Source organism: Bacillus salipaludis, assembly GCF_004358205.1.
The window spans coordinates 447,002-469,745 of sequence record NZ_SMYO01000004.1; the positions used below are offsets into that span (position 1 = coordinate 447,002).

Annotated in this window: 20 protein-coding genes; 12 read left to right on the top strand and 8 right to left on the bottom strand. The window is 37.3% G+C overall.

Annotated elements, in window-relative coordinates; genetic code table 11:
• Positions 1 to 119: 119 nt before the first annotated feature.
• The 7 genes from E2K98_RS10300 (at position 120) to E2K98_RS10335 (ending at position 7,453) form a co-directional block, all read left to right on the top strand.
• Positions 120 to 887, top strand: coding sequence for a DODA-type extradiol aromatic ring-opening family dioxygenase (locus tag E2K98_RS10300; protein ID WP_133334145.1), 768 nt, complete (start codon positions 120 to 122; stop codon positions 885 to 887).
• Between the two features lie 370 nt (positions 888 to 1,257).
• Complete coding sequence (locus tag E2K98_RS10305) at positions 1,258 to 1,968, top strand: DsbA family protein (protein WP_133334146.1); 711 nt, start codon at positions 1,258 to 1,260, stop codon at positions 1,966 to 1,968.
• 4 nt (positions 1,969 to 1,972) lie between these two features.
• Positions 1,973 to 2,389, top strand: a complete 417-nt coding sequence (locus E2K98_RS10310) for a disulfide oxidoreductase (RefSeq protein ID WP_133334147.1) — start codon at positions 1,973 to 1,975, stop codon at positions 2,387 to 2,389.
• A 412-nt stretch (positions 2,390 to 2,801) separates the two neighbouring features.
• A complete protein-coding gene (locus E2K98_RS10320; protein ID WP_133334149.1) occupies positions 2,802 to 3,968 on the top strand; it encodes an ankyrin repeat domain-containing protein in 1,167 nt (388 codons plus the stop codon).
• Between the two features lie 246 nt (positions 3,969 to 4,214).
• Positions 4,215 to 5,180, top strand: a complete 966-nt coding sequence (locus tag E2K98_RS10325; RefSeq protein WP_133334150.1) for a DUF4822 domain-containing protein — start codon at positions 4,215 to 4,217, stop codon at positions 5,178 to 5,180.
• Between the two features lie 112 nt (positions 5,181 to 5,292).
• Entirely contained in the window at positions 5,293 to 6,750 is a 1,458-nt protein-coding gene (locus E2K98_RS10330; protein ID WP_133334151.1) for a sensor histidine kinase, read from the top strand.
• 4 nt (positions 6,751 to 6,754) lie between these two features.
• Positions 6,755 to 7,453 carry a response regulator transcription factor gene (locus E2K98_RS10335; protein ID WP_133334222.1) on the top strand — a complete coding sequence of 233 codons (699 nt, stop codon included), beginning with the start codon at positions 6,755 to 6,757 and terminating at the stop codon, positions 7,451 to 7,453.
• 61 nt (positions 7,454 to 7,514) lie between these two features.
• On the opposite strand, the gene E2K98_RS10340 is transcribed toward E2K98_RS10335, so the two are convergent.
• Positions 7,515 to 8,234, bottom strand: coding sequence for a response regulator transcription factor (locus E2K98_RS10340; RefSeq protein ID WP_133334152.1), 720 nt, complete (start codon positions 8,232 to 8,234; stop codon positions 7,515 to 7,517).
• A 515-nt stretch (positions 8,235 to 8,749) separates the two neighbouring features.
• On the opposite strand from E2K98_RS10340, the gene E2K98_RS10350 reads away from it, so the two are divergent.
• The 5 genes from E2K98_RS10350 (at position 8,750) to E2K98_RS10370 (ending at position 15,715) form a co-directional block, all read left to right on the top strand.
• Positions 8,750 to 10,225, top strand: a complete 1,476-nt coding sequence (locus E2K98_RS10350) for an amidohydrolase family protein (protein ID WP_133334223.1) — start codon at positions 8,750 to 8,752, stop codon at positions 10,223 to 10,225.
• Complete coding sequence (locus tag E2K98_RS10355; RefSeq protein WP_133334154.1) at positions 10,222 to 11,691, top strand: amidohydrolase family protein; 1,470 nt, start codon at positions 10,222 to 10,224, stop codon at positions 11,689 to 11,691. The genes E2K98_RS10350 and E2K98_RS10355 overlap by 4 nt, the downstream gene beginning before the upstream one ends.
• A gap of 117 nt (positions 11,692 to 11,808) precedes the next feature.
• Positions 11,809 to 13,374: a glutathione ABC transporter substrate-binding protein gene (locus E2K98_RS10360; protein WP_133334155.1), complete on the top strand. Its 1,566-nt coding sequence runs from the start codon at positions 11,809 to 11,811 to the stop codon at positions 13,372 to 13,374.
• 72 nt (positions 13,375 to 13,446) lie between these two features.
• Positions 13,447 to 14,670: an amidohydrolase gene (locus E2K98_RS10365; RefSeq protein WP_133334156.1), complete on the top strand. Its 1,224-nt coding sequence runs from the start codon at positions 13,447 to 13,449 to the stop codon at positions 14,668 to 14,670.
• Between the two features lie 97 nt (positions 14,671 to 14,767).
• The gene (locus tag E2K98_RS10370) at positions 14,768 to 15,715 is read left to right on the top strand and encodes a DMT family transporter (RefSeq protein WP_235824776.1); all 948 of its coding nucleotides are present in this window, start codon (positions 14,768 to 14,770) and stop codon (positions 15,713 to 15,715) included.
• Between the two features lie 24 nt (positions 15,716 to 15,739).
• Here E2K98_RS10370 and E2K98_RS10375 read toward each other — a convergent pair whose 3' ends face one another.
• From E2K98_RS10375 to E2K98_RS10405, 7 genes are all read right to left on the bottom strand, one after another.
• Positions 15,740 to 17,053, bottom strand: a complete 1,314-nt coding sequence (locus tag E2K98_RS10375) for an SLC5/6 family protein (RefSeq protein WP_133334157.1) — start codon at positions 17,051 to 17,053, stop codon at positions 15,740 to 15,742.
• A 3-nt stretch (positions 17,054 to 17,056) separates the two neighbouring features.
• Entirely contained in the window at positions 17,057 to 17,743 is a 687-nt protein-coding gene (locus E2K98_RS10380) for a response regulator transcription factor (RefSeq protein ID WP_133334158.1), read from the bottom strand.
• 18 nt (positions 17,744 to 17,761) lie between these two features.
• Positions 17,762 to 18,514: a sensor histidine kinase gene (locus tag E2K98_RS10385; protein ID WP_133334159.1), complete on the bottom strand. Its 753-nt coding sequence runs from the start codon at positions 18,512 to 18,514 to the stop codon at positions 17,762 to 17,764.
• Positions 18,515 to 18,622: 108 nt separating this feature from the next.
• On the bottom strand, positions 18,623 to 19,618 hold the full coding sequence (locus tag E2K98_RS10390; protein ID WP_133334160.1) for an ABC transporter ATP-binding protein: 996 nt from the start codon (positions 19,616 to 19,618) through the stop codon (positions 18,623 to 18,625).
• A 2-nt stretch (positions 19,619 to 19,620) separates the two neighbouring features.
• Positions 19,621 to 20,637, bottom strand: coding sequence for an ABC transporter ATP-binding protein (locus E2K98_RS10395; protein WP_235824777.1), 1,017 nt, complete (start codon positions 20,635 to 20,637; stop codon positions 19,621 to 19,623).
• Positions 20,638 to 20,653: 16 nt separating this feature from the next.
• Entirely contained in the window at positions 20,654 to 21,574 is a 921-nt protein-coding gene (locus tag E2K98_RS10400) for an ABC transporter permease (protein WP_133334162.1), read from the bottom strand.
• 30 nt (positions 21,575 to 21,604) lie between these two features.
• Complete coding sequence (locus E2K98_RS10405; protein WP_133334163.1) at positions 21,605 to 22,507, bottom strand: ABC transporter permease; 903 nt, start codon at positions 22,505 to 22,507, stop codon at positions 21,605 to 21,607.
• Between the last annotated feature and the right edge of the window lie 237 nt (positions 22,508 to 22,744).

Genomic DNA, 22,744 nt, shown 5'->3' on the forward strand with positions numbered 1-22,744 from the left:
TTCACCTCTATGATCTTTATTATACATATGGTGATTGTAAACAATCAATTTAATTACTTGACGTAAATATATTACGTTATTATAGTTAGTTACATAAAGTAAGTAAAGGAGTGAAAGATATGCTTCCATCTTTATTTTTAGCGCATGGTTCACCGATGTTAGCAATTGAAGATAACAATTATACAAGATTTTTAGAAAAACTTGGCCAGCAATATCATCCAAAAGCGATTGTCATTTTTACTGCTCACTGGGAAGCTGAAACATTAACCATTTCTTCTTTAGATGAATCGTATGAAACCATCTATGATTTCTACGGATTTCCACCGGAGCTTTATGAAATTAAGTATCCCGCAAAAGGTTCCACTAAACTCGCATCATATTTAAAAGACCGATTAGCACAAGCAGGAATTCCCTCTAATCTGGATACGAAGAGAGGGTTAGATCATGGTTCTTGGACGATGTTATCAAAAATGTATCCAAATGCCGATATTCCTGTTATTCAAGTTTCTGTTCATCCCTTCCTGCCTCCAGAAATGCAATACAAAATCGGTGAGGCATTAAAAGGCATTGGGCAAGAAGAGATTCTTGTTATTGGAAGTGGGGTAACGGTCCACAATTTGCGAATCGTTCATTGGGGACAGAAAGAACCGGAACCTTGGGCTGTCGCCTTCGATGGCTGGCTTTTAGAAAAAATTGAAAAGCAAGATTTAGCTAGCCTTTTCGAATATGAAAAACAAGCACCGAATGCCAAGACTGCTGTACCAAGGCCGGAACACTTTGTTCCATTTTTCATTGCGATGGGCAGCGGAAACGGTTTGGACCAGGTACAACCAATCTATCGCGATTATGAATTCGGAACACTGAGCTATCTGTGTATGAAATTCTAAGGCAGTTTTTCAAAGATTGTTGTTTTTAAATAGGTTATTTTGAGAAGTTGATTGGAGCGGAAGGTGCGAGACTCCAGCGGGAGCACCGGGACAGGTGAGACCCAACAGTCGCTAAAGCGCCGAGGAGGCTCAACGCCCGCCCCGCGGAAAGCGAGCATCCTGGAGCGGAAATCAACCACACTTTTTTTAGTAAAGAGCTACAAAGTTTACGAAAAAATGCAAATCTAAAATAGTGAAGTGCCATTTTTCGATGGCATTTTTTTGGTGTAATATTAACATTTTGTGAAGGTGTTTCCTTTTGTTTCACATTAGAGGACAGGTTTAGTACAATTAAACCTATCTTAGAGAATAAATGAGGAGTTTAAATTTTATGGCAAATAACAAAAAAAATACGAAACAACAGGGGAGTTCATCTAAGTTCACCTTTTGGATGATCGGCTTAATAGCGGTATGTATTCTTGGCTTTATTTTTCTAGGAAATCACAATAAAAAAGTTGAAAAACCAGCGTCTAAGTCGGAAGTCGCAATTGATTATTCTGGCCAGCCATTCCTTGGAAAAAGTTCAGCACCAGTCTCCATTATTGAATTTGGCGATTATAAATGCCCAAATTGTAAAAACTTTGCTGAGGGTGTGATTCCAGTAATTCAAAAAGAGTTAGTTGATACTGGAAAAGCAAAACTATATTTTTTTAACGATTCTTTTATTAATGTAGACTCAGAGCGAGCTGCAAAATTTGCTGAAGCAGTATACCACGAGCTTGGAAACGATACTTTTTGGAAATTCCATGACCTGCTTTATAAAAAGCAGCCGGAAGATCCTAAATATGAAAAAATGGATGTTTATGACAAGAAATTTTTGACGAATACACTAAAAGAAGTAGCGAAAGAGGATGAGGTCAACAAAGTCGTTGCTTATTTTGATGCCAACAAGGCAAATGCTGCTTGGCAAAAGGATATGGATTATGTTACAAAACTTGGTGTAACAGGAACTCCAACTATCTTTGTGGACGGAAAGATGTTCCAAGGGAAATCACTTGATGATTTGAAGGATATGGTTGATAAAGCAGCAAAGGGGAAATAGGTAAATGAATAAATCCTTATTACTTGCTTGGGTTGCTGCAATTATCGCCACACTTGGGAGCTTGTACTTTAGTGAAGTCCGTCATTTTATCCCATGCACACTTTGCTGGTATCAAAGAATTTTCATGTACCCATTAGTGATTATTCTTGGAATCGCCGGCTATCGAAATGATTTAGCCATCTATCGATATGTTTTACCATTATCCATCATTGGGATGCTTATTTCTGGATATCATATGGTGCTGCAAAAAATACCGTACCTGCAACAGTTTGAAATGTGCACTACAGGTGTTCCTTGTTCAAAGGATTATCTGAATTGGCTTGGTTTCATAACCATTCCGATGCTGGCGTTTGTTGCGTTTACCATTATTACGATAAGCCTCATATTTCTTGCTAGAGAAAGCAAAAAAGAGACAATTTAGTCTCTTTTTTTATTGGCACTGTTAAACTGGGTTGTTGATTTCCGCTCCAGGCACTTCGCTTTCCGTGGGCGGTCTGGGGAGCCTCCTCGTCGCTTTGCTCCTGTGGGGTCTCCCCTACCCCGTACTCCCACAGGAGTCTTCGTGCCTTCCGCTCCAATCAACTTTGTTTAAAAATCAATTTTGTTCTTTAACATAGCCTTTTTATTAAAGATTTACGGTAAAAATTTTCAAAAACTCGAAATGTTGATTTGCGGTTCTAGTAAAGATAATTTAAATATAGGTAAATATTTTTAAATTAAATTATCGTAATATTTTGTATAATCCTGGATACAATGATTGCGCAAAGTGGAGTAGAAGAAACTATTTTTGAATAATGGGTAGTTTGGATTTAAGAATGTAAAGGAGAATATTAATGGAAAATCAATCCTTAAGCCAAAATCTTATTCATGCTAGTGAACGGGGAGAATATGATCTTGTCGAACAGCTTTTAAAAGACGGTGCAAGTGTAGATTATAAAGATGCGGATGGCAGAACTGCTTTAATGGCGGCAACACAAAAAAATCAGGAAGATGTTGCAAAGCTATTAATTGGGGCCGGAAGTGATGTTAACGCAAGAGATATTACCCAACTCTCTCCGTTTATATGCTCCGCAGCAAATGGTTTTCATAAAATTTTGCGTTGGATGATCGATGCAGGTGCTGATGTAAAAAGTGTGAATCGGTTTGGCGGAACAGCTTTATTGCCTTCGAGTGAAAAAGGATATTTGAAAACCGTACAAATTTGTTTGGATGCAGGAGTTCCGGTAAATCATGTCAATAATCTAGGATGGTCTGCACTACTTGAGGCAGTTATTTTGGGAAATGGAGGCAGATTATATTCTGATATCATTCAAACCCTTATAGATGCAGGTGCAGATGTTCATTTGGCTGATAGAGACGGTAAGTCGTCCCTTCAACATGCAAAAGAGCTTAATCAGCAAAAAGTTGTAAACATTCTTAACATGGAATATAAAGAAAGTAATGATTCTATAAAAAAAGCAAAAGCTTTAGCGTTAACGGATAAGTATGAAGATGCGATTTTGGAAATTGATAGAGGACTTGAATTCGATTGCAATAATCTTGATCTAATCTATTACAAAGGATATTTCCTGCTAGAATTAAAGAAACATGTTGCTGCTTTAACTGAATTCAATAAAGCACTAACGCTTGACCCAAAGGATCTAGACTTTTATTTTTACACCGCAAATTGTTTCAGATTAATGAAAAAACCGGAGCAAGCTCTGAATGAATATGATAAAGCATGTAATTTGGATCCGAAGGGAACATTTTACCGCTACCATAAATCAAATTATTTAAGAGAGCTTGGAAGGCATGCGGAAGCTGTAATTGAAATGGATAAGTTACTTGCTCTTCAGCCGAATAGATACGATTTTTCTTTTCATAAGGCAAATAGTCTAAGATCACTCGGCAAGCATGAAGAATCAATGGAAGCAATTGAGAATGCGATTGCAACAGATCCAACGAATCCATTGTATCATTTGCATAAAAAGCAATCTCTTGAATTGCTGGAACAGAAGTGAACTAGGTTAGGAAAAAAACTAATTAGAACACTTTCTCGTATTAAAAACCGCACAGCAACAACTGTGCGGTTTTTAAATTAGCTTAAGATATCAAACTTAAAAGTTAAGAATTTGATAATGTTTTTTATATGGGGAGTTAAGTTCTGTTAGGTACAATCAGTGTACGTCGACGAAATCATAAATCAGAATACAAAAGAAATACTATTTTATTGAGAAATGCCAAAAATGAATTAGGAGATGAAATAAATGATCAAGAAAGCAAAAATATTTACACCTTTACTTGGATTGTCAATAGCATTAGCTGCGTATAACACAATTGCACAAGCCAAAGTAAGTAAACAAAAGAACGACACAAAAATAGAACAAACGAATATTCAATCCGAAAATAAACTGACTAAAGGTCAGAAAATGGCTAACATCCTTAGCAGTACAAATTGGCAGGGTACAAGGGTATACGACAAAGACCATCATGACTTAACAAATGAGAATGCAAACTTCATTGGTCTTGCAAAATATGATGCGAAATCAGGAAGATATGAATTTTTTGATGCGAAAACTGGTAAAAGTCGTGGCGATAAAGGTACTTTCTTTATCACCAATGATGGGAAGAAGCGAATATTAATTTCAGAATCAATGAATTACCAAGCTGTTGTTGATATGACAAAACTAACTAAAGATGTTTTTACCTATAAAAGAATGGGAAAAGATGCTAATGGCAACGATGTAGAGGTATTCGTTGAACATGTTCCATATAAAGGAAAGGAACTGTCTTTTACGGATCCAGACAAGCAGTTGGACACTACTACAGGGGATATTGTTAAAAACATTGATGGGGATAAAATTTTAGGCAGCACTCTTTGGCACGGTACAAAGGTATTAGATGAAAACGGCAATGATGTTACAAAATATAATTCAAATTTTATAAGTCTGGCAAAATTTGATGACAAGACGAATAAATATGAGTTTTTCAATGCTCAAACGGGCGCAAGCCGTGGTGATTATGGTTACTTTGATGTTGCACATGAAAATAAAATAAGAGCCCATGTTTCAATTGGAGCTAATAAGTATGGTGCCGCTCTTGAACTTACTGAGCTTAATAAAAATAAATTTACTTATAAAAGAACTGGTAAAGACAGTAATGGCAGGGACATAACGGTATTCGTTGAACATGAGCCTTATAAAGGTGAATTTAAACCAAAATTTAGTTTTTAAAAACAACTATTGAAATAATTGAATTCAAAACAAGGTTGTCTACAAAAAGGTGGCAACCTTGTTTCCTTTACGGTAAATTTAAAAAAACTGTACCTCGGCAGGAGGCACGCTTATGTCCATTCGGTGGCGATTATTCATTTCACATACAACGATGCTAATCGTGACGCTAGTACTTTTTTTAATAAGCGCTTTGTTGATTCCGGTGGCAATTACAGGGGATATTCGAAGTATTAAAGATTTGTATACACGTCAATATGCGCTTAAGCCCTTAACAAAACCAGAGGAAAATGTATTCCTGGATGTTAAATATTTAGCGAAAAAACAGCCAAATCAATTGTTAAATCAAACCATGCTTAAACAATATGATCAAAAGTTAGATTCAGTTACCTCTGGATTAATCGTCCGTAAAGGAGATAAAATTGTCCATTCCTCAAAAATTTTAAACTCTATAAAGGATGAAAAAAAGCTTCCTCCATTTGAACCGGAAAATATTAAAGTAAGAGATACCATCAGTATCGATCATCAATTTTTTTTATATGTAAAGTTCGATTTTTATTTTCCGAATCAAGAAAAAGGCAGTGTTATCATTATGAGAGAAGTAAGTCCATTTGTTGAGCTTTCGAGAAGCTTATTTCCATTAATATTCGGGCTATTATTTCTTTCATTAATTCTTGTAAATGGTTTATTAAGTTATTTTGTATCCAAGAGTATTATTAAGCCGTTATTTTCTTTGAAAAACGCAACAGAACAAATGGGTGAAGGGAATCTGAATGTTAAGATTGAGTATGATAGACAGGATGAGATTGGTCAGCTTAATCATGCATTTGACAAAATGAGGACAAAACTAAAAGAATCCATTAAACTTCAGCTTCAGTATGAGGAAAGCCGAAAGGAGTTAATTTCGAACATTTCACATGATTTAAAAACACCGATTACAGCGATCAAAGGGTATATTGAAGGAATCCAAGATGGTGTTGCAGAATCACAGGGGAAGACGGAGAGATATCTTTCAACCATCAAACGAAAAGCGACAGATATGGATCAATTAATTGACGATTTATTTCTATTTTCCAAACTTGATTTAAAAAAGATGCCCTTTTCCTTCGAGGACATTGAAATCATCCGTTATATCATCAATTTTGTTGAGGAAATAGGTTTTGATTTAGAGGAAAAGGATATAAAAATTTTTGTTAAAAATAGGACAGAAAACGAAGTAAGGGTCATTGCCGATCGTGATAAGTTAAGAAGAGTATTGTCAAATATAATTAATAATTCCATAAAACATATGAAAAAGGCAGAAAAACAAATAGAGATTTATATTCAAGGTAAAGGGGATTTTGTAGAAATTGAAGTCCGTGATAATGGTTCAGGAATTGAACAAGAGTCACTCCCTTATATTTTTGAACGTTTTTATCGCGTTGATACGTCAAGAAATAAATCAACCGGCGGGAGCGGTCTTGGCCTTGCAATAGCAAAACAGATTATTACAGAGCATGGCGGCGATATTTGGGTGGAAAGTAAATTAGGGATCGGTACAAGTATCTTTTTTACGCTGAAGAAGACAATTTAGAGTGGTGAATACATTGAAAAAAATTTTAATCATTGAAGATGATCTTGATATTGGGGAATTACAGCAAGATTACCTGGAGATTAATGGACATGATGTTGAATTACAAACCTCAGGTAAGGAAGGGCTAAAACGTGCATTAAATAAAGAGTATGATCTATTAATCATCGATATCATGCTTCCGGAGGTGGATGGCTTCGAAATTTGTAAACAAGTTAGAGCTGTAAAGAATATCCCGATTTTAATTGTCTCTGCCAAGAAGGAAGATATTGATAAAATAAGAGGCTTGGGTCTTGGGGCCGATGATTATATTATTAAGCCGTTCAGTCCAAGTGAGCTGGTTGCCAGGGTGAAGGCCCATCTGGCACGCTATGAGCGTTTAATAGGAAATATGGATACGGCCAAAAAGGAAATAAGAATCCGAGGGCTTGTCATTGACGAAATGGCTCGGAAGGTTTATGTGAATGATAAGAAGATATCTTTAACTGCGAAAGAATTTGACTTATTGCTTTTCTTAGCTCTGCACCCAAATCGGGTTTTTAGCAAAGAAGATCTATTTGAAAGCATATGGGGAATGGATTCATCGGGGGATATTACCACCATTACGGTGCATATTAGAAAAATCCGCAATAAAATTGAAAAAGACCCATCCAACCCTCAATTTATTGAGACAGTTTGGGGCGCTGGTTATATGATGTCGGTTTGAGCTAGTATTAACTTCAGACAGAAATGCTTTAATAGTAAATCACTTTCTTTTATCCCTGTTATTATTGGGAAGAAGAAAGTGATTTATTTTCTCTTTCACGGAATTCTGTAGGAGATATTCCTACAATTTTGCGAAATAACGTACTGAAATAGTGCTGGCTGCTGAATCCGGATTTTTCGGCAATATCCGATATCGTCCAATTTATGTTCGTAATCAAAAATTGTTTGGCTGTTTGAATCCGATATTGGATTAGATACTCAGAAAAGGATACCCCGACTTCTTCATGAAATTTCCGGCTCAAGTATGTCGGATTAACATGCACCTGATTCGCAACAGTTAACAAGGAGATCTTTTCATTGAATTTTTCATGGATCAACTTTAGTGAACTGTCTATAAGACTGGAATAACCCTTTTCTTGCTGTTTGTCCTTATATTTTGCTAGAACACTTAATAATTCACTTTCAATAATAGGCTTGGTTAAATAATCAACTACTCCGATTCGAATGGATTGTTGTGCATAGTTGAAATTCTGACAGGCTGTCACCATAATGATGTCCACTTCCTGATTGATTTTCCGCAATTCTTCTCCGAATTCCAATCCTGATTTTCCTGGAAGGTTTATATCTAAAAAAGCCAATTGGATAGAAAAATTCTGATTAATCTCATGTGCTTGGTTTGCATCGGCAGCTTTGTAAATCTTCCAATTGGGGCATTCTGATTGAAGCATATATTCCATTTGTTCCAATTCTAATGGCTCATCATCAACAATTAAAACATTCATTTCTTCATGCCCCCTCATTAAGAGAATAATAAAGTATAAATTTTGACTTCGAGAATTTGTCTAGCTCCAGCGCTTAGCCCCTCTAGGGAAAAAATGAACTGCTTTTTTCCTAGGTTGCAAATCTGCTCCTGCGGCAAAGCATATTCAAGGAAGTACCGTTTACTCCTCGCATGCCTGCAAAGATGAAAATTCAGTGATGTAGGCATGCCGATGAAGTCAAAGAACCACTTCACCGTCAGGCCCTCCAGCACTTGTTGGGGCTGTTCAAGACACTTCCGCTTTTCGTTTTTCACTAAATTTTAATCAAAATCAATATTTTAAGTAAATACAACAAGAGGATCTAGTAAAAAAAGTTTAAAAAATAGTATGAATTCTGAAAATATAAAAAAGACCTTTTTTTTATAATTTAAATAGGTGTTGTACTCGTTCAAGGGTATTTCTTGAACAAGTCTGAGAGGAAAAGGAGGCGGACCTATTTGATTGACTTACTGCTTATACATGGAACCGTGATCACCATGGATAAAAATAGACGAATTCTTCAAGATGGTGCAGTCGCCATAAATAAGGGAAGAATTTTAGCTGTAGATACAACAGAAAGGCTAATGGGAAAATTTGAAGCTAAAAAAGTGTTGGATTGCAGCCATCAGTGTATTTTACCAGGATTAATTGATGTTCATGGTCATGGCGGACATTCGATGTTTAAAACGATTGCAATGGAGAATATTGACTTTTGGATGCCAATTATGACAAATACGTATAACCATTTTGTAACAGATGATTTTTGGTATTACGAAGGAAAGCTTTCTGCTTTAGAACGATTAAAAGCTGGAATCACGACTGGAGTTTCCGTTTTAGGTTCGATGCCGCGGTCAGATGATCCGATTTTTGCAATCAATCATGCTAAGGCTTATGCCGAAGTTGGTGTTAGAGAGGTGGTTTGTACTGGTCCTTGCAATCCCCCTTGGCCGCATTTATTCAGCCGCTGGGTTGATGGGAAAAGAGTAACTAGAGAAGTAACTTACGAGGAAGTAATCAAGGGTGCTGAAGCAGTCATCGAAGCATTGAATCATGCGAATCAAGATAAAACAAGAGCCTTTATTACACCATTTGTAATCGTTACTTCCGTAGACCCTTCCAGTCCAACTTCACCGGCGAGGCTTTATGGTTTAACGGATCATGACCGCTTACAAGCGAAAAAGATTAGAGAGATTGCGAGAAAATATAATACAAGAATTCACTCGGATGCCTTTGGTGGAATGATTCATTTGGCCGTCAAGGATAAGGAAAATGCACTTTTAGGTCCCGATGTTCACCTTCAGCATTGCCGTGGAATTTCTTTTGATGAGGCAAAAATTTTAGCTGAAACAGGTACAAATGTGAGTGCGTCACCAGGATTTACACAGGTACATGCACGTACACCCATCATCGAATTACTTGAATTGGGAGCTACAGTTGCTATTTCTACTGATGGAACTTCTCCATCCACAAGCTTTGATCTCTTTCAAGCAATGAGGAAAACTCAGTTTATTCATCAAGCAGCATTAAGAGACGAATATTATTTACCTCCTGGAAAACTATTGGAAATGATTACAATCGATGCCGCGAAATGCATTGGCTGGGATGACGAATTGGGATCGCTGGAAGTCGGGAAAAAAGCAGATGTTATTACCGTCAACCTAAATCAGCCCCACCTAACGCCTGAATTTATGCATGTACATCGACTTGTCTATCAAGCTGTAGCAAATGATGTAGAACATACAATTGTAGATGGAAATCTAATCATGGAAGGGCGAAGCGTTCTAACCGTTGATGAAGGTGCGATTTTAACTGAGGCCAATGAAGAGGCATGTTCCACCATCAAGCGTGCCGGTCTTGAAAAATACATGCAGCCAACAAAATATTTTTGGGGACATGCACGTGCCTATATTGATGAAAAGAGATATAACGAGGAAGATTATGATTTTACTATAAAGAAAGGAGCATTTGAATGAAAACTAAACTAAAAGGAAAATATGTTATCGGCTATGATGGATATGATCATGTCCTCCTTAAAAATGCGGAGGTTGTTTATGAAGATGATACCATCATCTATGTTGGGAAAAACTTTCCTGGAGAAGTAGATGAAATGATTGACACTGGTAACGCAGTGATAAGCCCTGGTTTTATCGATTTAAACGCACTTGGAGATATTGACCACGATATCTTACATTTAGAGGCAGGGGCGAACAGACAGAAAAATCTGCTATGGTCGGAGCGTTATATCGAAAAGGGTCATCATGAAGTAATGACAGAAGAAGAAGAGGCTTTTAAATCCTTATATGCCTATTCACAGCTGATCCTTCATGGAATTACGACCGCCATGCCGATTACGTCTGTTTTTTATAAGAGATGGGCCGAAACGTATGAAGAAATTGCGGCAGCTGCTCAGCATGCAGGTAACCTAGGACTTAGATTATATATCGGGCCAAGTTATCAATCCGGGATTAGAGTGGTTCAGCCTGATGGAACGATAAAGCTTTACTGGGATGAACAAGCAGGGAAAGAGGGTTTACAAAAGGCTGTAAAGTTTGTTGAGGAATTTGATGGTGCTTTTGATGGCTTGGTAAGAGGAATGCTTGCACCGGAACGAATTGAGTGCCAAACAGCAGAAAGCTTGAAACAGACCAAATATTATAGTGAAAAATTAGGGGTTCCCATAAAACTCCATGCTGCTCAAGGAAGTTTTGAATATCATACAATTGTAAAAGAACATGGAGCAACTCCTATTCAATATTTGTATGATCTTGGTTTCTTAGGTTCACAAACGGGAATTCCGCATGCACATTTTATATCTGGATATAGTGAAGCAATGGCTGGCCAAGGGGATGATTTGCGTTTATTAAAAGAGACGAATACAACGGTGATTCATTGTCCTTTAATCATCGGCAGGCATGGTTCAGCACTTGAAACTTATGCAAAATATAAACGGGCAGGAATCAATTTGGCACTTGGAACAGATACGTTTCCGCCTGATATGTTTCAAAATATCAGAACCGGCAGCATGCTGTCACGTATACAGGAAAGGGACGTGGATGACTGCTCCTATGCAGATTTCTTTCGTTCTGCCACTCTCGGTGCTGCTAAGTTTCTTGGAAGGGAAGATCTTGGTCGCATTGCTGTTGGAGCGAAAGCGGATATCATTGCTATTGACTTAGATGGATTTTATATGGGAGTTTTAGATGATCCGATTCGAACCATGTTTGCTAGTGGGACAGGAAGGGATGTTAAATTATCGATTATCAATGGCAGGGTCGTAATGAAGGACCAAAAGATTCCAGGCCTTAATTTAAATGAAATCAAAGACAAGGGACAGCTCTATTTTGACAAGATGAAAAAAGGATATTTAGAAAGAGATTATCAACAGCTGTCCGAAACTGAATTGTTCCCAGCTTCCCTTAAAATTGTAGAATCTATCTGATTAAAAAAGTAGTAAAGATATTGCAAATTTAAGTAAAGATATTTGAAATAAAATCGTCAGAATATTTTTTATAATTAGACAAACGCCAATAAAATAAAAAATAAGGGGCTATGTCTAATGAATGTAAAAAAAGTGTTAGGAAAGTTTTTTCTCGTTTTGTTGATGGCCATGATGATTGCTGGCTGTTCAACAAATAAAAATGTAAGCACAAAAGGAAATGAAACGAGTAAAGCTTCAACTGAAGGTAAAACATTAGTGATTGCGCGTCTATCAGATGCAGAAAATTTAGACCATCAGTTTATGTCAACAATTAATGCAGCAAGCGTAACACATGAAAAAATTTATGAGGGTCTGGTTGGAAGAGATAAAAATTCGGAAATTCAGCCATTACTAGCTGAAAAGTGGAAACAGTTGAATGATACTACATGGGAGTTTTATCTTAGAAAAGGTGTTAAATTCCAAGATGGTTCACCATTTAATGCACAGGCTGTAAAAGCGACATTTGATCGATTGTTAGATCCAAAGGTCGCTTCGCCGAGAGCGGTTGTATTTAAAATGGTGAAAGAAGTAAAGGTCGTAGATGATTATACGGTTCAATTTATCTTAACAGAGCCATTTTCACCATTACTTTCTATTTTGGCTAACCATGAAGGAGACATTATCAGCCCAAAAGCGATTGAGAAATATGGAAAGAAAATTATTCAGGAACCAGATGGAACCGGTCCTTTTGCCTTCAAATCTTGGACACCAGGGCAGGAAATTGTTTTAGTTAAAAACGAGAATTACTGGGGAACAAAACCAAAGTTAGATAAAGTCGTATTTAAGGTAGTTCCAGAAGAAACTACAAGAGTCTCCATGCTTGAAACAGGTGAGGCTCAAATTGCTGAACCGCTTTCAGTTGAGATGATTGACACGGTAGAAGGTTCACAAGCATCCGAAGTATACCGCAGTGAAGGATATGGAACCGAATATATTGGTTTTAATGTTAAAAAGAAACCTTTCACAGATGTTCGGGTTCGAAAAGCAATCGCACATGCCATTGAAATGGATTCCATTATCAAGGGAGTTTATAACAATGTAGGTAAAAAAGCCAATTCCCTCATGGGGCCAAAGGTTTTGGGCTACAGCGCTGACCTAAAAAGATATGATTACAACCTTAATGAAGCGAAAAAATTACTTGCTGAAGCGGGTTATCCAAATGGATTTGAGACTACTTTACTAACAATGGACGACAAACAAAGAATAAATCTTGCTGAAGTTGTTCAATCTCAATTAAAAGGAATTGGGATTAAAGTGAAGGTTCAGGTTATGGAGTATGGTACCTTTGTTCAACAAGTAAATAAAGGGAATTCGGAAATGTTTATTCTAAGCTGGAGAAATGCAACCGGGGATGCAGACTATAATCAATACAATTTAATGCATTCCGCTTCTCAGGGACCTGCCGGGAACACTTTCTTTTATAGTAATAAACAAGTTGATAACTTGATTGACGCAGCCCGCAAAGAAAAGAATGAGCAAAAACGAATCGAGCTTTACAAAGAGGCTCAAGAATTGGAAATGAAGGATGCTCCATATATTCCGGTAAGGGTAATTGAAAATGTTGCCGCAGTTGCTAAGAATGTGTCAGGCTTTTCGATTAGTCCATCTGGTTATTTGGAAATAAATGATGTAACGATTAAATAAGCAGTGGATAAAAGGGATATTCCTAATAGGTATTCCCTTTTGTCTTGTCTTAACGCACAAAGGAGAATGAATATGAACAGCAGTTATTGGTTAATGAATGCGAGATTAGAAGTTGGCTTTAAAAACGAGAATGGAAAAGTAGTCGGTACAGAAACTGAAACGTTCAATTTATTCATTACGGATGGAAAAATCTCTGAAATTGTTAAGGCCGGGGAACCAATTTCAAATCATTTACCAACGAAGGATGCAAAGGGATTGTTGTTGCTCCCATCGTTTATTGAAAAGCATGTTCATTTAGATAAAACCTATATGGGTGAAAACTGGAGAGCATGCATTCCGGCAAAAGGTGTGATTGAACGCTGCGAAATCGAAAAAGAGATTCTTGCAACTATACCATCCAGTACAAGTGAACGCGCAGAAGCCTTACTAGAGATATTGCTCGCTTCAGGTTCTACACACGTAAGAACTCATGTAGATATTTATCCTGAAGTGGGGATACAAAACTTAGAAGGAGTTCAATTAGCATTAGAATCGTATTCTAATAAACTAAGTTCCGAAATTGTTGCCTTTGCTCAACATGGCTTGCTCCGTCCCGGTACAATTCAGCTTATTAGAGATGCAGTACGCAATGGAGCAGGGATTGTTGGTTCGGTAGATCCAGCGACAGTGGATAACAATATTGAAGAATCATTAGTTCAGTTAATGGACATCGCAGTGGAGGGAAATGCAGATATCGATCTTCACCTACATGATCCCGGTCACTTAGGAACTTTTACGATGAAACGGCTTGCCTATTTAACAAAGGAAGCTGGCTGGGAAGGTAGAGTAGCAATCAGTCATGCTTTTGGACTTGGGGATGTATCGACAGGAGAAGCGTTTGAAGTTGCGCAAATTTTGAAAGATGCCGGTATTTCGATTGTAACAAGTGTTCCAATCGGCAGGGCGATTCCTCCAGTTAAATCCCTGACAGAGTGGGGAGTGGAAGTAGCAGTAGGAAATGACAATATTTATGATTCATGGTGGCCAACAGGAAATGGGGATGTTCTTGAAAGAGCTGGACGCCTATTAGAGTATTTCAGATGGACAGATGAGGTATCACTCTCTCAGGCGTTGAAATATATAACCGGCGGTATAACCCCACTAAACAAAGAAGGTAACCAAGTTTGGCCAAAGGCAGGAGATTCGGCCAATATGGTTCTAATCGATGCCAGCTGTTCGGCCGAAGCAATAGCAAGACGATCAAAAAGATCCGCAGTATTTTTTAATGGAAATCTTGTCTCCGGTTCATTAAAGTAACAAACTCACTCGCATTCAATTATAATTTAGTTTATGAAAAAGGATCTCTGGGAGCCCCAGATTTCCTTTTTCATTTATTAAAATTAAGGACTGGTAAATGATGATCCGAAATTATCTTCTTTTGTTATTCTGTGTTACTTGCTGGGGCAGTAATTTTATATTCGGAGCGATATTGGTAAAAGAATTCTCTCCCATGCTTCTTTCCGCTTTAAGGTTATTTTTTATTGCGATTTTTATCGTGATATACGCACTTAAATGTAAAAAATGGAAAAGGATTGATCGAAAAGACTGGTTGTTTTTTATTTTATTGGGGTTGGTCGGTGTATTTATAAACCATTGGACCTTTTATGCTGCGCTTGAAACAGCCGATCCGACAACATCCGCTATAATATTAGCCTTAGCCCCTATTACAACGGCTTTATTAGCTTCCGTTTTTCTTGGGGAAAAACTTACATTAAATTTATCAATCGGGATGATTATGGCTTTTATGGGAGTTTTCTTTGTGATTACAAATGGGGATCATCTTCATTTTTCAATTGGCATTGTATGGATTTTTATTACGATGCTCTCTTTTTCCATTTCAATGATTATGGTAAAAAAGCTAACGGAACGCTATCATTCTATTACCATCACTGTATATTCTACAATAATCGGTTTTAGCAGTTTAGCTCCAGTTGCCCTCACAACGGAATCTCCCCTTAAGATGAGCAGAGATTATGGTCCTTGGATTTTATTAATTATTACTGCCATCATCATGCATGGAGTTTGTACGTTAATTTGGAACAGCCAAATTGAAAAGGTAGGGGCTTCAAAGGCTTCATTGTTTATGAATTTGGAACCTTTTATTGCAATGATTGTCGGCCTGATTGTTTTAAAAATTAACATTACACGCTCGCAAATTTTAGGTTCTATCTTAATCATTATCGGGGTAATAATCGCAACACAGTTAAAGGATAAACTGGTTAACAAAGAAAACAGCTTGGTAAATTACCAAGAATACGTAGATGCTATTAAGAATCTGAAAAGACATAAAAGAGAGTACTGAAAATATCAGTACTCTCTTTTATGACTACGAAGACGGTTTCTTTTTATGGAAAAGTAATGTAGAGATAAAATGGATTAAACAAATACACAATGGGACAAAAAAACTAATCCATATCGTTTGAAAACTACCTGCAGAGGGCATGAATAGAAGGCCTGCAATGGTCCCAACCAATGCTGCGAAAGGAATGATGGCAGGAAGTATTTTTTTACTTAGAATAATATAAAGCATGGGTATGATGACGGATGCATAAATATTACCAAAGAAAAATAACAATTCAATTGGTTTTGGCGGCAAGATGCTTACGACTATTAACAAAATAAGACAAATTGAACCGGAAAAAACATAGGTCCATTTCCATTTTTCATTTTCGGTTTGCTCATGGAAATACCCAATCATGTTTCGAACCATCAATACTGTAACTGAGTGTAATCCTGAACTTAAGGCGGACAAAATGACACAAAAACAAAATAATATAAACAAAACAATTAATAGGTTTGATTGAATTTTATTAACTAACTCCAACAGGATTGTATAAATATTTTTGAAACCTCTTCCGAAAATGGCAATAAAAATTAGAGTGGATATTGAAAGAGGAATCGTTGCCCATAAAAATCCTGTAAGAGTGAAGGTTATTCGAATTTTTTCTTTTTGAATGATAAATAATCTCTGCCACGTAGCACAATCGAATAGAGCTTGACCGATCCCAATAATGATTGCTGCAAGAAAAAACCAAATGGCATCATAATTTTTAAAATATAACAAATAGGGATGATACAGCTTAACCCCATCGTAGACAGGGTAGACACCTTCTTGAATGAAAAAATAGACGGGAATAACAATGACAGCTCCGAAAACAAGGGTAATCGTCACACCGGAAAGCCGATGGAGCCATTGCATTCCGCCTACACCGCTAAATAAAAAACAAATGAATAAAAAGATAAGCAGTCCGATGGAAATAGGAAAGGGAAAGAGAAGATGCAAGAGGATCCCTGCCCCCAGTGCCTGGATAAAAATTGAATAGAGGCTTGTTATAAATAATAAGGCCATCATGATCCAAAAGCCGGTTGGAGAAAGTTTCGATTGTAATACATCGCCAATCGTTTGATGGTCTCTGTACTTGGCACAAATTTTTTGAGCAAGAAAACCGAAAAAAATAAGTGCAAAAGCACCCATTAACGAATAAACGATTACTCCGGAAAGCCCGTATTTCATTAATGATTCTGGTGAAGATAAAATCGTATTCCCTGTTACCCAACGAGCGAGCAGACTTACAATTCCATAGCCAACACCAAGTTTGACTGTACCTGCAATATATATATGATATTTTTCTTTATTCAATCCTTAAATCTCCTTTAAACGATAATCACGTGGTGATTTCCCCGTCATTTTACGAAACATTTGGCTAAAATAATGCTGACTATTAAATCCACATTTCTCTGATATTCCATTAATACTCATATCAGGACATTCAATTAACATTTTTTGTGCTGCTTTTAAACGAACTTCATTCAAATATTCTGAAAATCCCATTCCAACCTCTTCTTGAAACTTGCGGCTTAAATAGGCAGGATTTATATGGATTTTTGAAGCTAAATAATTTAAAGTTAGTTTCTCATTAAATTCGCTTTGAATAATTTGAACAGCTTGATAAATAAGGTCGGAATAGCTGCCAATTCGCTCGTATTTTATAAGGACTTTATAAAGATCATCTTCAATTACAGGTTTTGTAATATAATCAACGACACCAAGTCTAATCGATGTCCGGGCATATTCGAAATCTTGGAAAGCCGTTACGATTATGATATCGAGCGTATAAGTTTTGGATAATTCTTCTGCTAACTCCAACCCATTTTTCCCTGGCAGGTGAATATCCAGAAATGCAAGGGTTATATTATTGGAATGCATAATTTGGATGGCTTGAGATGCATCCTGTGCTTTGAATAGATTCCATGAGGGAAACCTATTACTAATTAAATAGTCTAATTGCTCTAATTCCAATGGTTCATCGTCTACAAGTAAAACATTCATGGGGTTTCCTCCGTTTTCTTACGTTTCCTCCAGCGTCTTAAATGGGAATATGGCAGTAACGGTTGTACCGTCACCAGTATTTGATAACTGAATTGCAGTATGTTCGTTAGGAAATAACAATTTTAACCTTTTTTCAATATTCCCTAATCCCAATCCACCTTCATTACTCTGAAATTGTTGAGCAAGGTTAGTGGAATTGTTCCATACTGATACTAGAACATTCTGATTCTTTTGAACAATATCGATTTTTAAAATAGCTTCTCCAGGAATTTTTTCGAAGGAGTGTTTAAATGCATTTTCCACAAAGGTCTGAATCATAAAAGGAATCATTACTGCATGTTTTACATTAGGTTCAATGGAAATATGAAATTTTAGTCTGTCTCTGAAACGAACTTTTTGAATTTCTAAATAATAACCTGAATAAATTAATTCTTCTTCAATGGTGATAATGGATTCGTTTTTTTGGTATTTGTATTTTAGCAATTTCGAAAGGGTTTCAATCGAGTTGATTAATTCAGTTTTTCGATCAAGCCTGGCTAAACTTAAAATAGAATTCAATGTATTAAAAAAGAAATGCGGCTGTATTTCTTGATTTAATTGATTATAGAGCGCAGTTTGCAGCTCTCGTTCAAGAGCAATTTCTCTTGTTTGTTTTTCTAGAAGATCAATTCGTTTTTCAAAAATAATTAAAAAGAGTAAGGTGAAGGCACCTAATAATGGTGCTAATATACACAACATAATATAGATGGAGAAAGCATCTAAGGTTAGCATTTACAACATTCTCCTTTAGAGAATACAAAAAGAGAGCGGGAACTCTCTTTTTTAATTTTACTATTATTTTATAAAATAAAAACCTTCTTGCAAATAAGATGAGTCTGATTAATGTTGGAATTCCTCCGCGAAATGACAGCTGACGTAATGGTTTCTTTTCATTTCCCTAAGGGCTGGTTCCTCTGTTTTACATTTACTTGTAGCAAACGGGCAGCGTGTATGAAAACGGCACCCTGTTGGAGGATTAATAGGTGACGGAACATCTCCCTTTAGTAAAATCCTTTCCTTTTTGATCTCGGGATTTGGGACAGGAATAGCTGATAATAATGCATTTGTGTAGGGGTGCAGCGGTGAATCGAATAAGTCTTTTTTCTCCGCAATTTCTACGACTTTTCCTAAATACATAACCATTACCCGGTCCGAAATATGTCTTACCACACTTAAATCGTGTGAAATAAACAAAAAGGTAAGATGGAATTCCTTTTGCAATTTTTTTAACAAATTTAGAATTTGCGCTTGGATGGAAACGTCAAGTGCTGAAACCGCTTCATCACATATGATTAATTTAGGGTTTACCGCAAGGGCCCTTGCTATGCCAATCCGCTGGCGCTGTCCGCCACTGAATTCATGTGGATAACGATCAAGTGCTTCAGGCGGCAGTCCGACATAATTAAGCAATTCAAGCATCCGTTCCATTCTTTTTTCTTTAGATACTACTTGTTGAATCGCCATTGCTTCATTCAGTATTTGCTTGATGGTTTGGCGAGGGTTAAGCGATGCGAACGGATCTTGGAAAATAACCTGCAGATCGCCACGTAATTTTCGCATTTGGCTTTTATTTAACTCAAGGACATTATGGTCTTCAAAGTAAACTTTTCCACCCGTTGGTTCATCCAACCGAAGGATCGCCCTGCCTGTAGTGGATTTGCCGCATCCAGACTCACCGACAATACTTAAAGTTTCCCCTTCATATATATGAAAGGAGACATCATCAACGGCCTTTACATAGGATTTTGGTTTAAACATGGAGTCTGTTTTAACCGGAAAATATTGCTTTAGATGCTCCACTTGTAAAAGAAGTTTTTTGTCTGCAGTTGCCGCCATTATTACACAACCTCCTCTTCTTGGGGATGTGCTGTCCATTGATCTGTAAATTTCCAGCAACGAACCTTCACATTGTCTTCGAGTTCAATCAAATCGGGAAGTTTTGTTTCACAAAGAGGCTGCCTGAATGGGCAACGTGATGCAAAACGGCAGCCTTCCGGCATATTGTATGGACTTGGTACCGTACCCTCAATGGTCTGTAATTCATCCCTGTCTTCATGAATCTTTGGCAAGGATTCCAATAATCCCTGTGTATATGGGTGTTGTGGATTGGAAAAAATCTTTTCCGTTGGCGCATGTTCGACAATATTCCCTGCATACATGACGGCAACTGTATCACATGTTTCCGCGACAACACCCAAATCGTGTGTAATCATTATAACGCCCATACCGAGTTTTGTTTGAAGATCCTTAATTAGTTCTAAAATTTGCGCCTGAATGGTTACATCCAATGCTGTTGTCGGCTCGTCGGCAATTAAAACTTCAGGTGTACAGGCAAGCGCCATCGCGATCATTACCCGCTGACGCATTCCTCCGCTTAGTTGAAACGGCTCTTGTTTAGCACGTTTTTCGGGAGATGGAATTCCAACCAATTTAAGCATCTCAACTGCCTTATTCCAGGCATCCTTTTTCCCCATTTTTTGATGTAGCCTAACTGCTTCAGCTATTTGTTCCCCAACACTAATAACCGGATTAAGGGATGTCATTGGTTCCTGGAAAATCATCGAAATTTCGTTGCCGCGAATCTTAAGCATTTCTGATTCTGAAATGCTTACTAAATCCTTACCTTTAAAAAGGATAGAGCCGTCGGCGATTTTTCCTGGAGGAGAGGGAATAAGCCTTAATAGTGAAAGGGAAGTCATACTTTTTCCACATCCAGATTCACCGACTATTCCCAATGTCTCTCCTTTATGGAGGGTAAAATCAATTCCATTCACAGCTTTACTTATTCCTCGTTTTGTATGGAAATGAGTTTTGAGTCCTTTAACTTCTAAAATAACTTCCTTTTTTCCTTTCAAGTCCATTCACCACCTATTAATTTAGTTCAATCCGTTTATTAAAAAAGCGATAGAAAATATCGACGAATAAATTGACAATCACAAAGATAAGAGAGGCAACAAGGACTCCGCCCTGAACCATTGGTAAATCTCTCATTCTGATCGCATCAACGATCATTCTTCCCAGCCCGTTTATCGCAAAAATAGATTCTGTCAGGACTGTCCCTCCTAATAATGAACCAAATTCCAGACCTACAACGGTGATGACAGGAATGAGTGCATTTCTTAAGGCATGTTTATAAATAATGACTTGTTCCCGTAATCCTTTGGCGCGAGCAGTTCTGACATAATCTTGGCGAACGACTTCAAGCATACTGGATCTTGTCATCCTTGCTACAATCGCGGCACCGCCTGCTCCTAGAGTAATAGCTGGAAGGATAATATTTTGCCAGCTGTCCCACCCGGCAACAGGTAAGATTTGCAGTTTAACAGAAAAGAAATACATCATCATCAATGCTAACCAGAAGCTGGGAAGGGAGATGCCTAGTAACGCGACAATCATGACACTGATATCCGTCAGTGTATATTGTTTGATAGCAGAAATGATTCCGGCAATCATTCCTAAAATAATGGTAATGACGATACTGTAAAATGCGAGCTCCATTGTAATGGGCAGCCTAACCATAATTTCATCCAGCACAGGCCGGCTGTTTTTTAATGAAACACCAAAGTCTCCATGGAAAATATTAATCAAGTAATCAAAATATTGAATATATAAAGGCCTATTTAATCCTAGTGATTCACGAATCCCCGCAATGGTTGCTTTGGAGGCACCCTCTCCTGCGAGTAATACGGCAGGATCTCCTGGGACCATTTGCATGATTAAAAAGACAACTAGGGTTACTCCGATCATCACAGGTATGGTTTGAAATAATCGGCGGATTATAAACATTAGCATGGATTTTTCAGTCCCCTCTTAAAGGATTTTTTATTTTTTCATCCGTGGATCAAACGCGTCTCGTAATCCATCTCCAAAAATATTAAAGCCCATTACTAGAATTGAAATAGCGAGGCCCGGGAAAAGAGCCATAAATGGAGCTGAAAAAATGAAATCTCGACCATTACTAAGCATGGTTCCCCATTCAGGCGAAGGCGGCTGAGCGCCAAGTCCTAAGAAAGATAGACCTGCAGCTGAAAGAATAGCTGTTGCAAGCCTTAAAGTTCCTTGAACAATAATTGGCGACAAAATATTCGGGAAAATGTGTTTGGTGATAATGGTAAAATCATTTGCTCCTAAGGAACGAATCGCATCAATATACTCTAAGCGTTTGACTTCAAGTGTCGAACCACGAACAATTCTTGCAAAAAGGGGTACAGAGAAAACACCAACCGCGATTGTCACGTTGATTAAACTAGGTCCGAGGGCACTAATAATTGCAAGAGCGAGTAAGATACCAGGGAATGCAAGCATAACATCCATGATTCGCATGATGATGGTATCCGCCCACTTGCCAAAGTAGCCGGCAATAAGTCCAAAAATAATTCCAAAAAATGCACCGAAAAGAACAGCTGCAAAACCCACTCCCATCGATAAACGCGAGCCATAAATAATCCTGCTTAAAATATCTCTTCCTTTATCATCCGTTCCCATCCAGTGATGGATGGAAGGAGATTGAAGCTTATGTGTTAAATCAACATTGTATGGATCAAATGGTGCAAGTAATGGAGCAAATAATGCAACCAAAATATAAAAGAGAATAATAAATGCTCCGACCATAGCTGCTTTATTATCCATTAATATGGAAAGGGACTCCTTCCATTTGGATGATTTCTGATAGGCAACGGTTTGTTTCAAGTTAACGGTTTGTCCGGTTTTAACTTCAACTGACATAAAATTCCCCCCTGAAATTCATTGTTATATTCATAATGTGTTTACCACTGATTGCCTCCTCTCTTTACCTCCTTCTTTTTTGTAAGGCTGTGTTTAACTTGGTTGTTGATTTCCGCTCCAATCAACTTTGTTTAAAAATCAACATTAGTTCTTTAACAAAGCCTTTTGTAAAAGAATTATTATCAAATTATCAAAATTTCAACCAATGTAAAATATTTTTTAAAACAGTTGTCAAAA

What these genes read in the sequence shown, in the direction of transcription:
- E2K98_RS10300 (WP_133334145.1), top strand. Translation starts at nt 120, where the DNA reads ATGCTTCCATCTTTATTTTTAGCGCATGGTTCACCGATGTTAGCAATT.
- E2K98_RS10305 (WP_133334146.1), top strand. Translation starts at nt 1,258, where the DNA reads ATGGCAAATAACAAAAAAAATACGAAACAACAGGGGAGTTCATCTAAG.
- E2K98_RS10310 (WP_133334147.1), top strand. Translation starts at nt 1,973, where the DNA reads ATGAATAAATCCTTATTACTTGCTTGGGTTGCTGCAATTATCGCCACA.
- E2K98_RS10320 (WP_133334149.1), top strand. Translation starts at nt 2,802, where the DNA reads ATGGAAAATCAATCCTTAAGCCAAAATCTTATTCATGCTAGTGAACGG.
- E2K98_RS10325 (WP_133334150.1), top strand. Translation starts at nt 4,215, where the DNA reads ATGATCAAGAAAGCAAAAATATTTACACCTTTACTTGGATTGTCAATA.
- E2K98_RS10330 (WP_133334151.1), top strand. Translation starts at nt 5,293, where the DNA reads ATGTCCATTCGGTGGCGATTATTCATTTCACATACAACGATGCTAATC.
- E2K98_RS10340 (WP_133334152.1), bottom strand. Translation starts at nt 8,234, where the DNA reads ATGAATGTTTTAATTGTTGATGATGAGCCATTAGAATTGGAACAAATG.
- E2K98_RS10350 (WP_133334223.1), top strand. Translation starts at nt 8,750, where the DNA reads ATGGATAAAAATAGACGAATTCTTCAAGATGGTGCAGTCGCCATAAAT.
- E2K98_RS10355 (WP_133334154.1), top strand. Translation starts at nt 10,222, where the DNA reads ATGAAAACTAAACTAAAAGGAAAATATGTTATCGGCTATGATGGATAT.
- E2K98_RS10360 (WP_133334155.1), top strand. Translation starts at nt 11,809, where the DNA reads ATGAATGTAAAAAAAGTGTTAGGAAAGTTTTTTCTCGTTTTGTTGATG.
- E2K98_RS10365 (WP_133334156.1), top strand. Translation starts at nt 13,447, where the DNA reads ATGAACAGCAGTTATTGGTTAATGAATGCGAGATTAGAAGTTGGCTTT.
- E2K98_RS10370 (WP_235824776.1), top strand. Translation starts at nt 14,768, where the DNA reads ATGATGATCCGAAATTATCTTCTTTTGTTATTCTGTGTTACTTGCTGG.
- E2K98_RS10380 (WP_133334158.1), bottom strand. Translation starts at nt 17,743, where the DNA reads ATGAATGTTTTACTTGTAGACGATGAACCATTGGAATTAGAGCAATTA.
- E2K98_RS10385 (WP_133334159.1), bottom strand. Translation starts at nt 18,514, where the DNA reads ATGCTAACCTTAGATGCTTTCTCCATCTATATTATGTTGTGTATATTA.
- E2K98_RS10390 (WP_133334160.1), bottom strand. Translation starts at nt 19,618, where the DNA reads ATGGCGGCAACTGCAGACAAAAAACTTCTTTTACAAGTGGAGCATCTA.
- E2K98_RS10400 (WP_133334162.1), bottom strand. Translation starts at nt 21,574, where the DNA reads ATGCTAATGTTTATAATCCGCCGATTATTTCAAACCATACCTGTGATG.
- E2K98_RS10405 (WP_133334163.1), bottom strand. Translation starts at nt 22,507, where the DNA reads ATGTCAGTTGAAGTTAAAACCGGACAAACCGTTAACTTGAAACAAACC.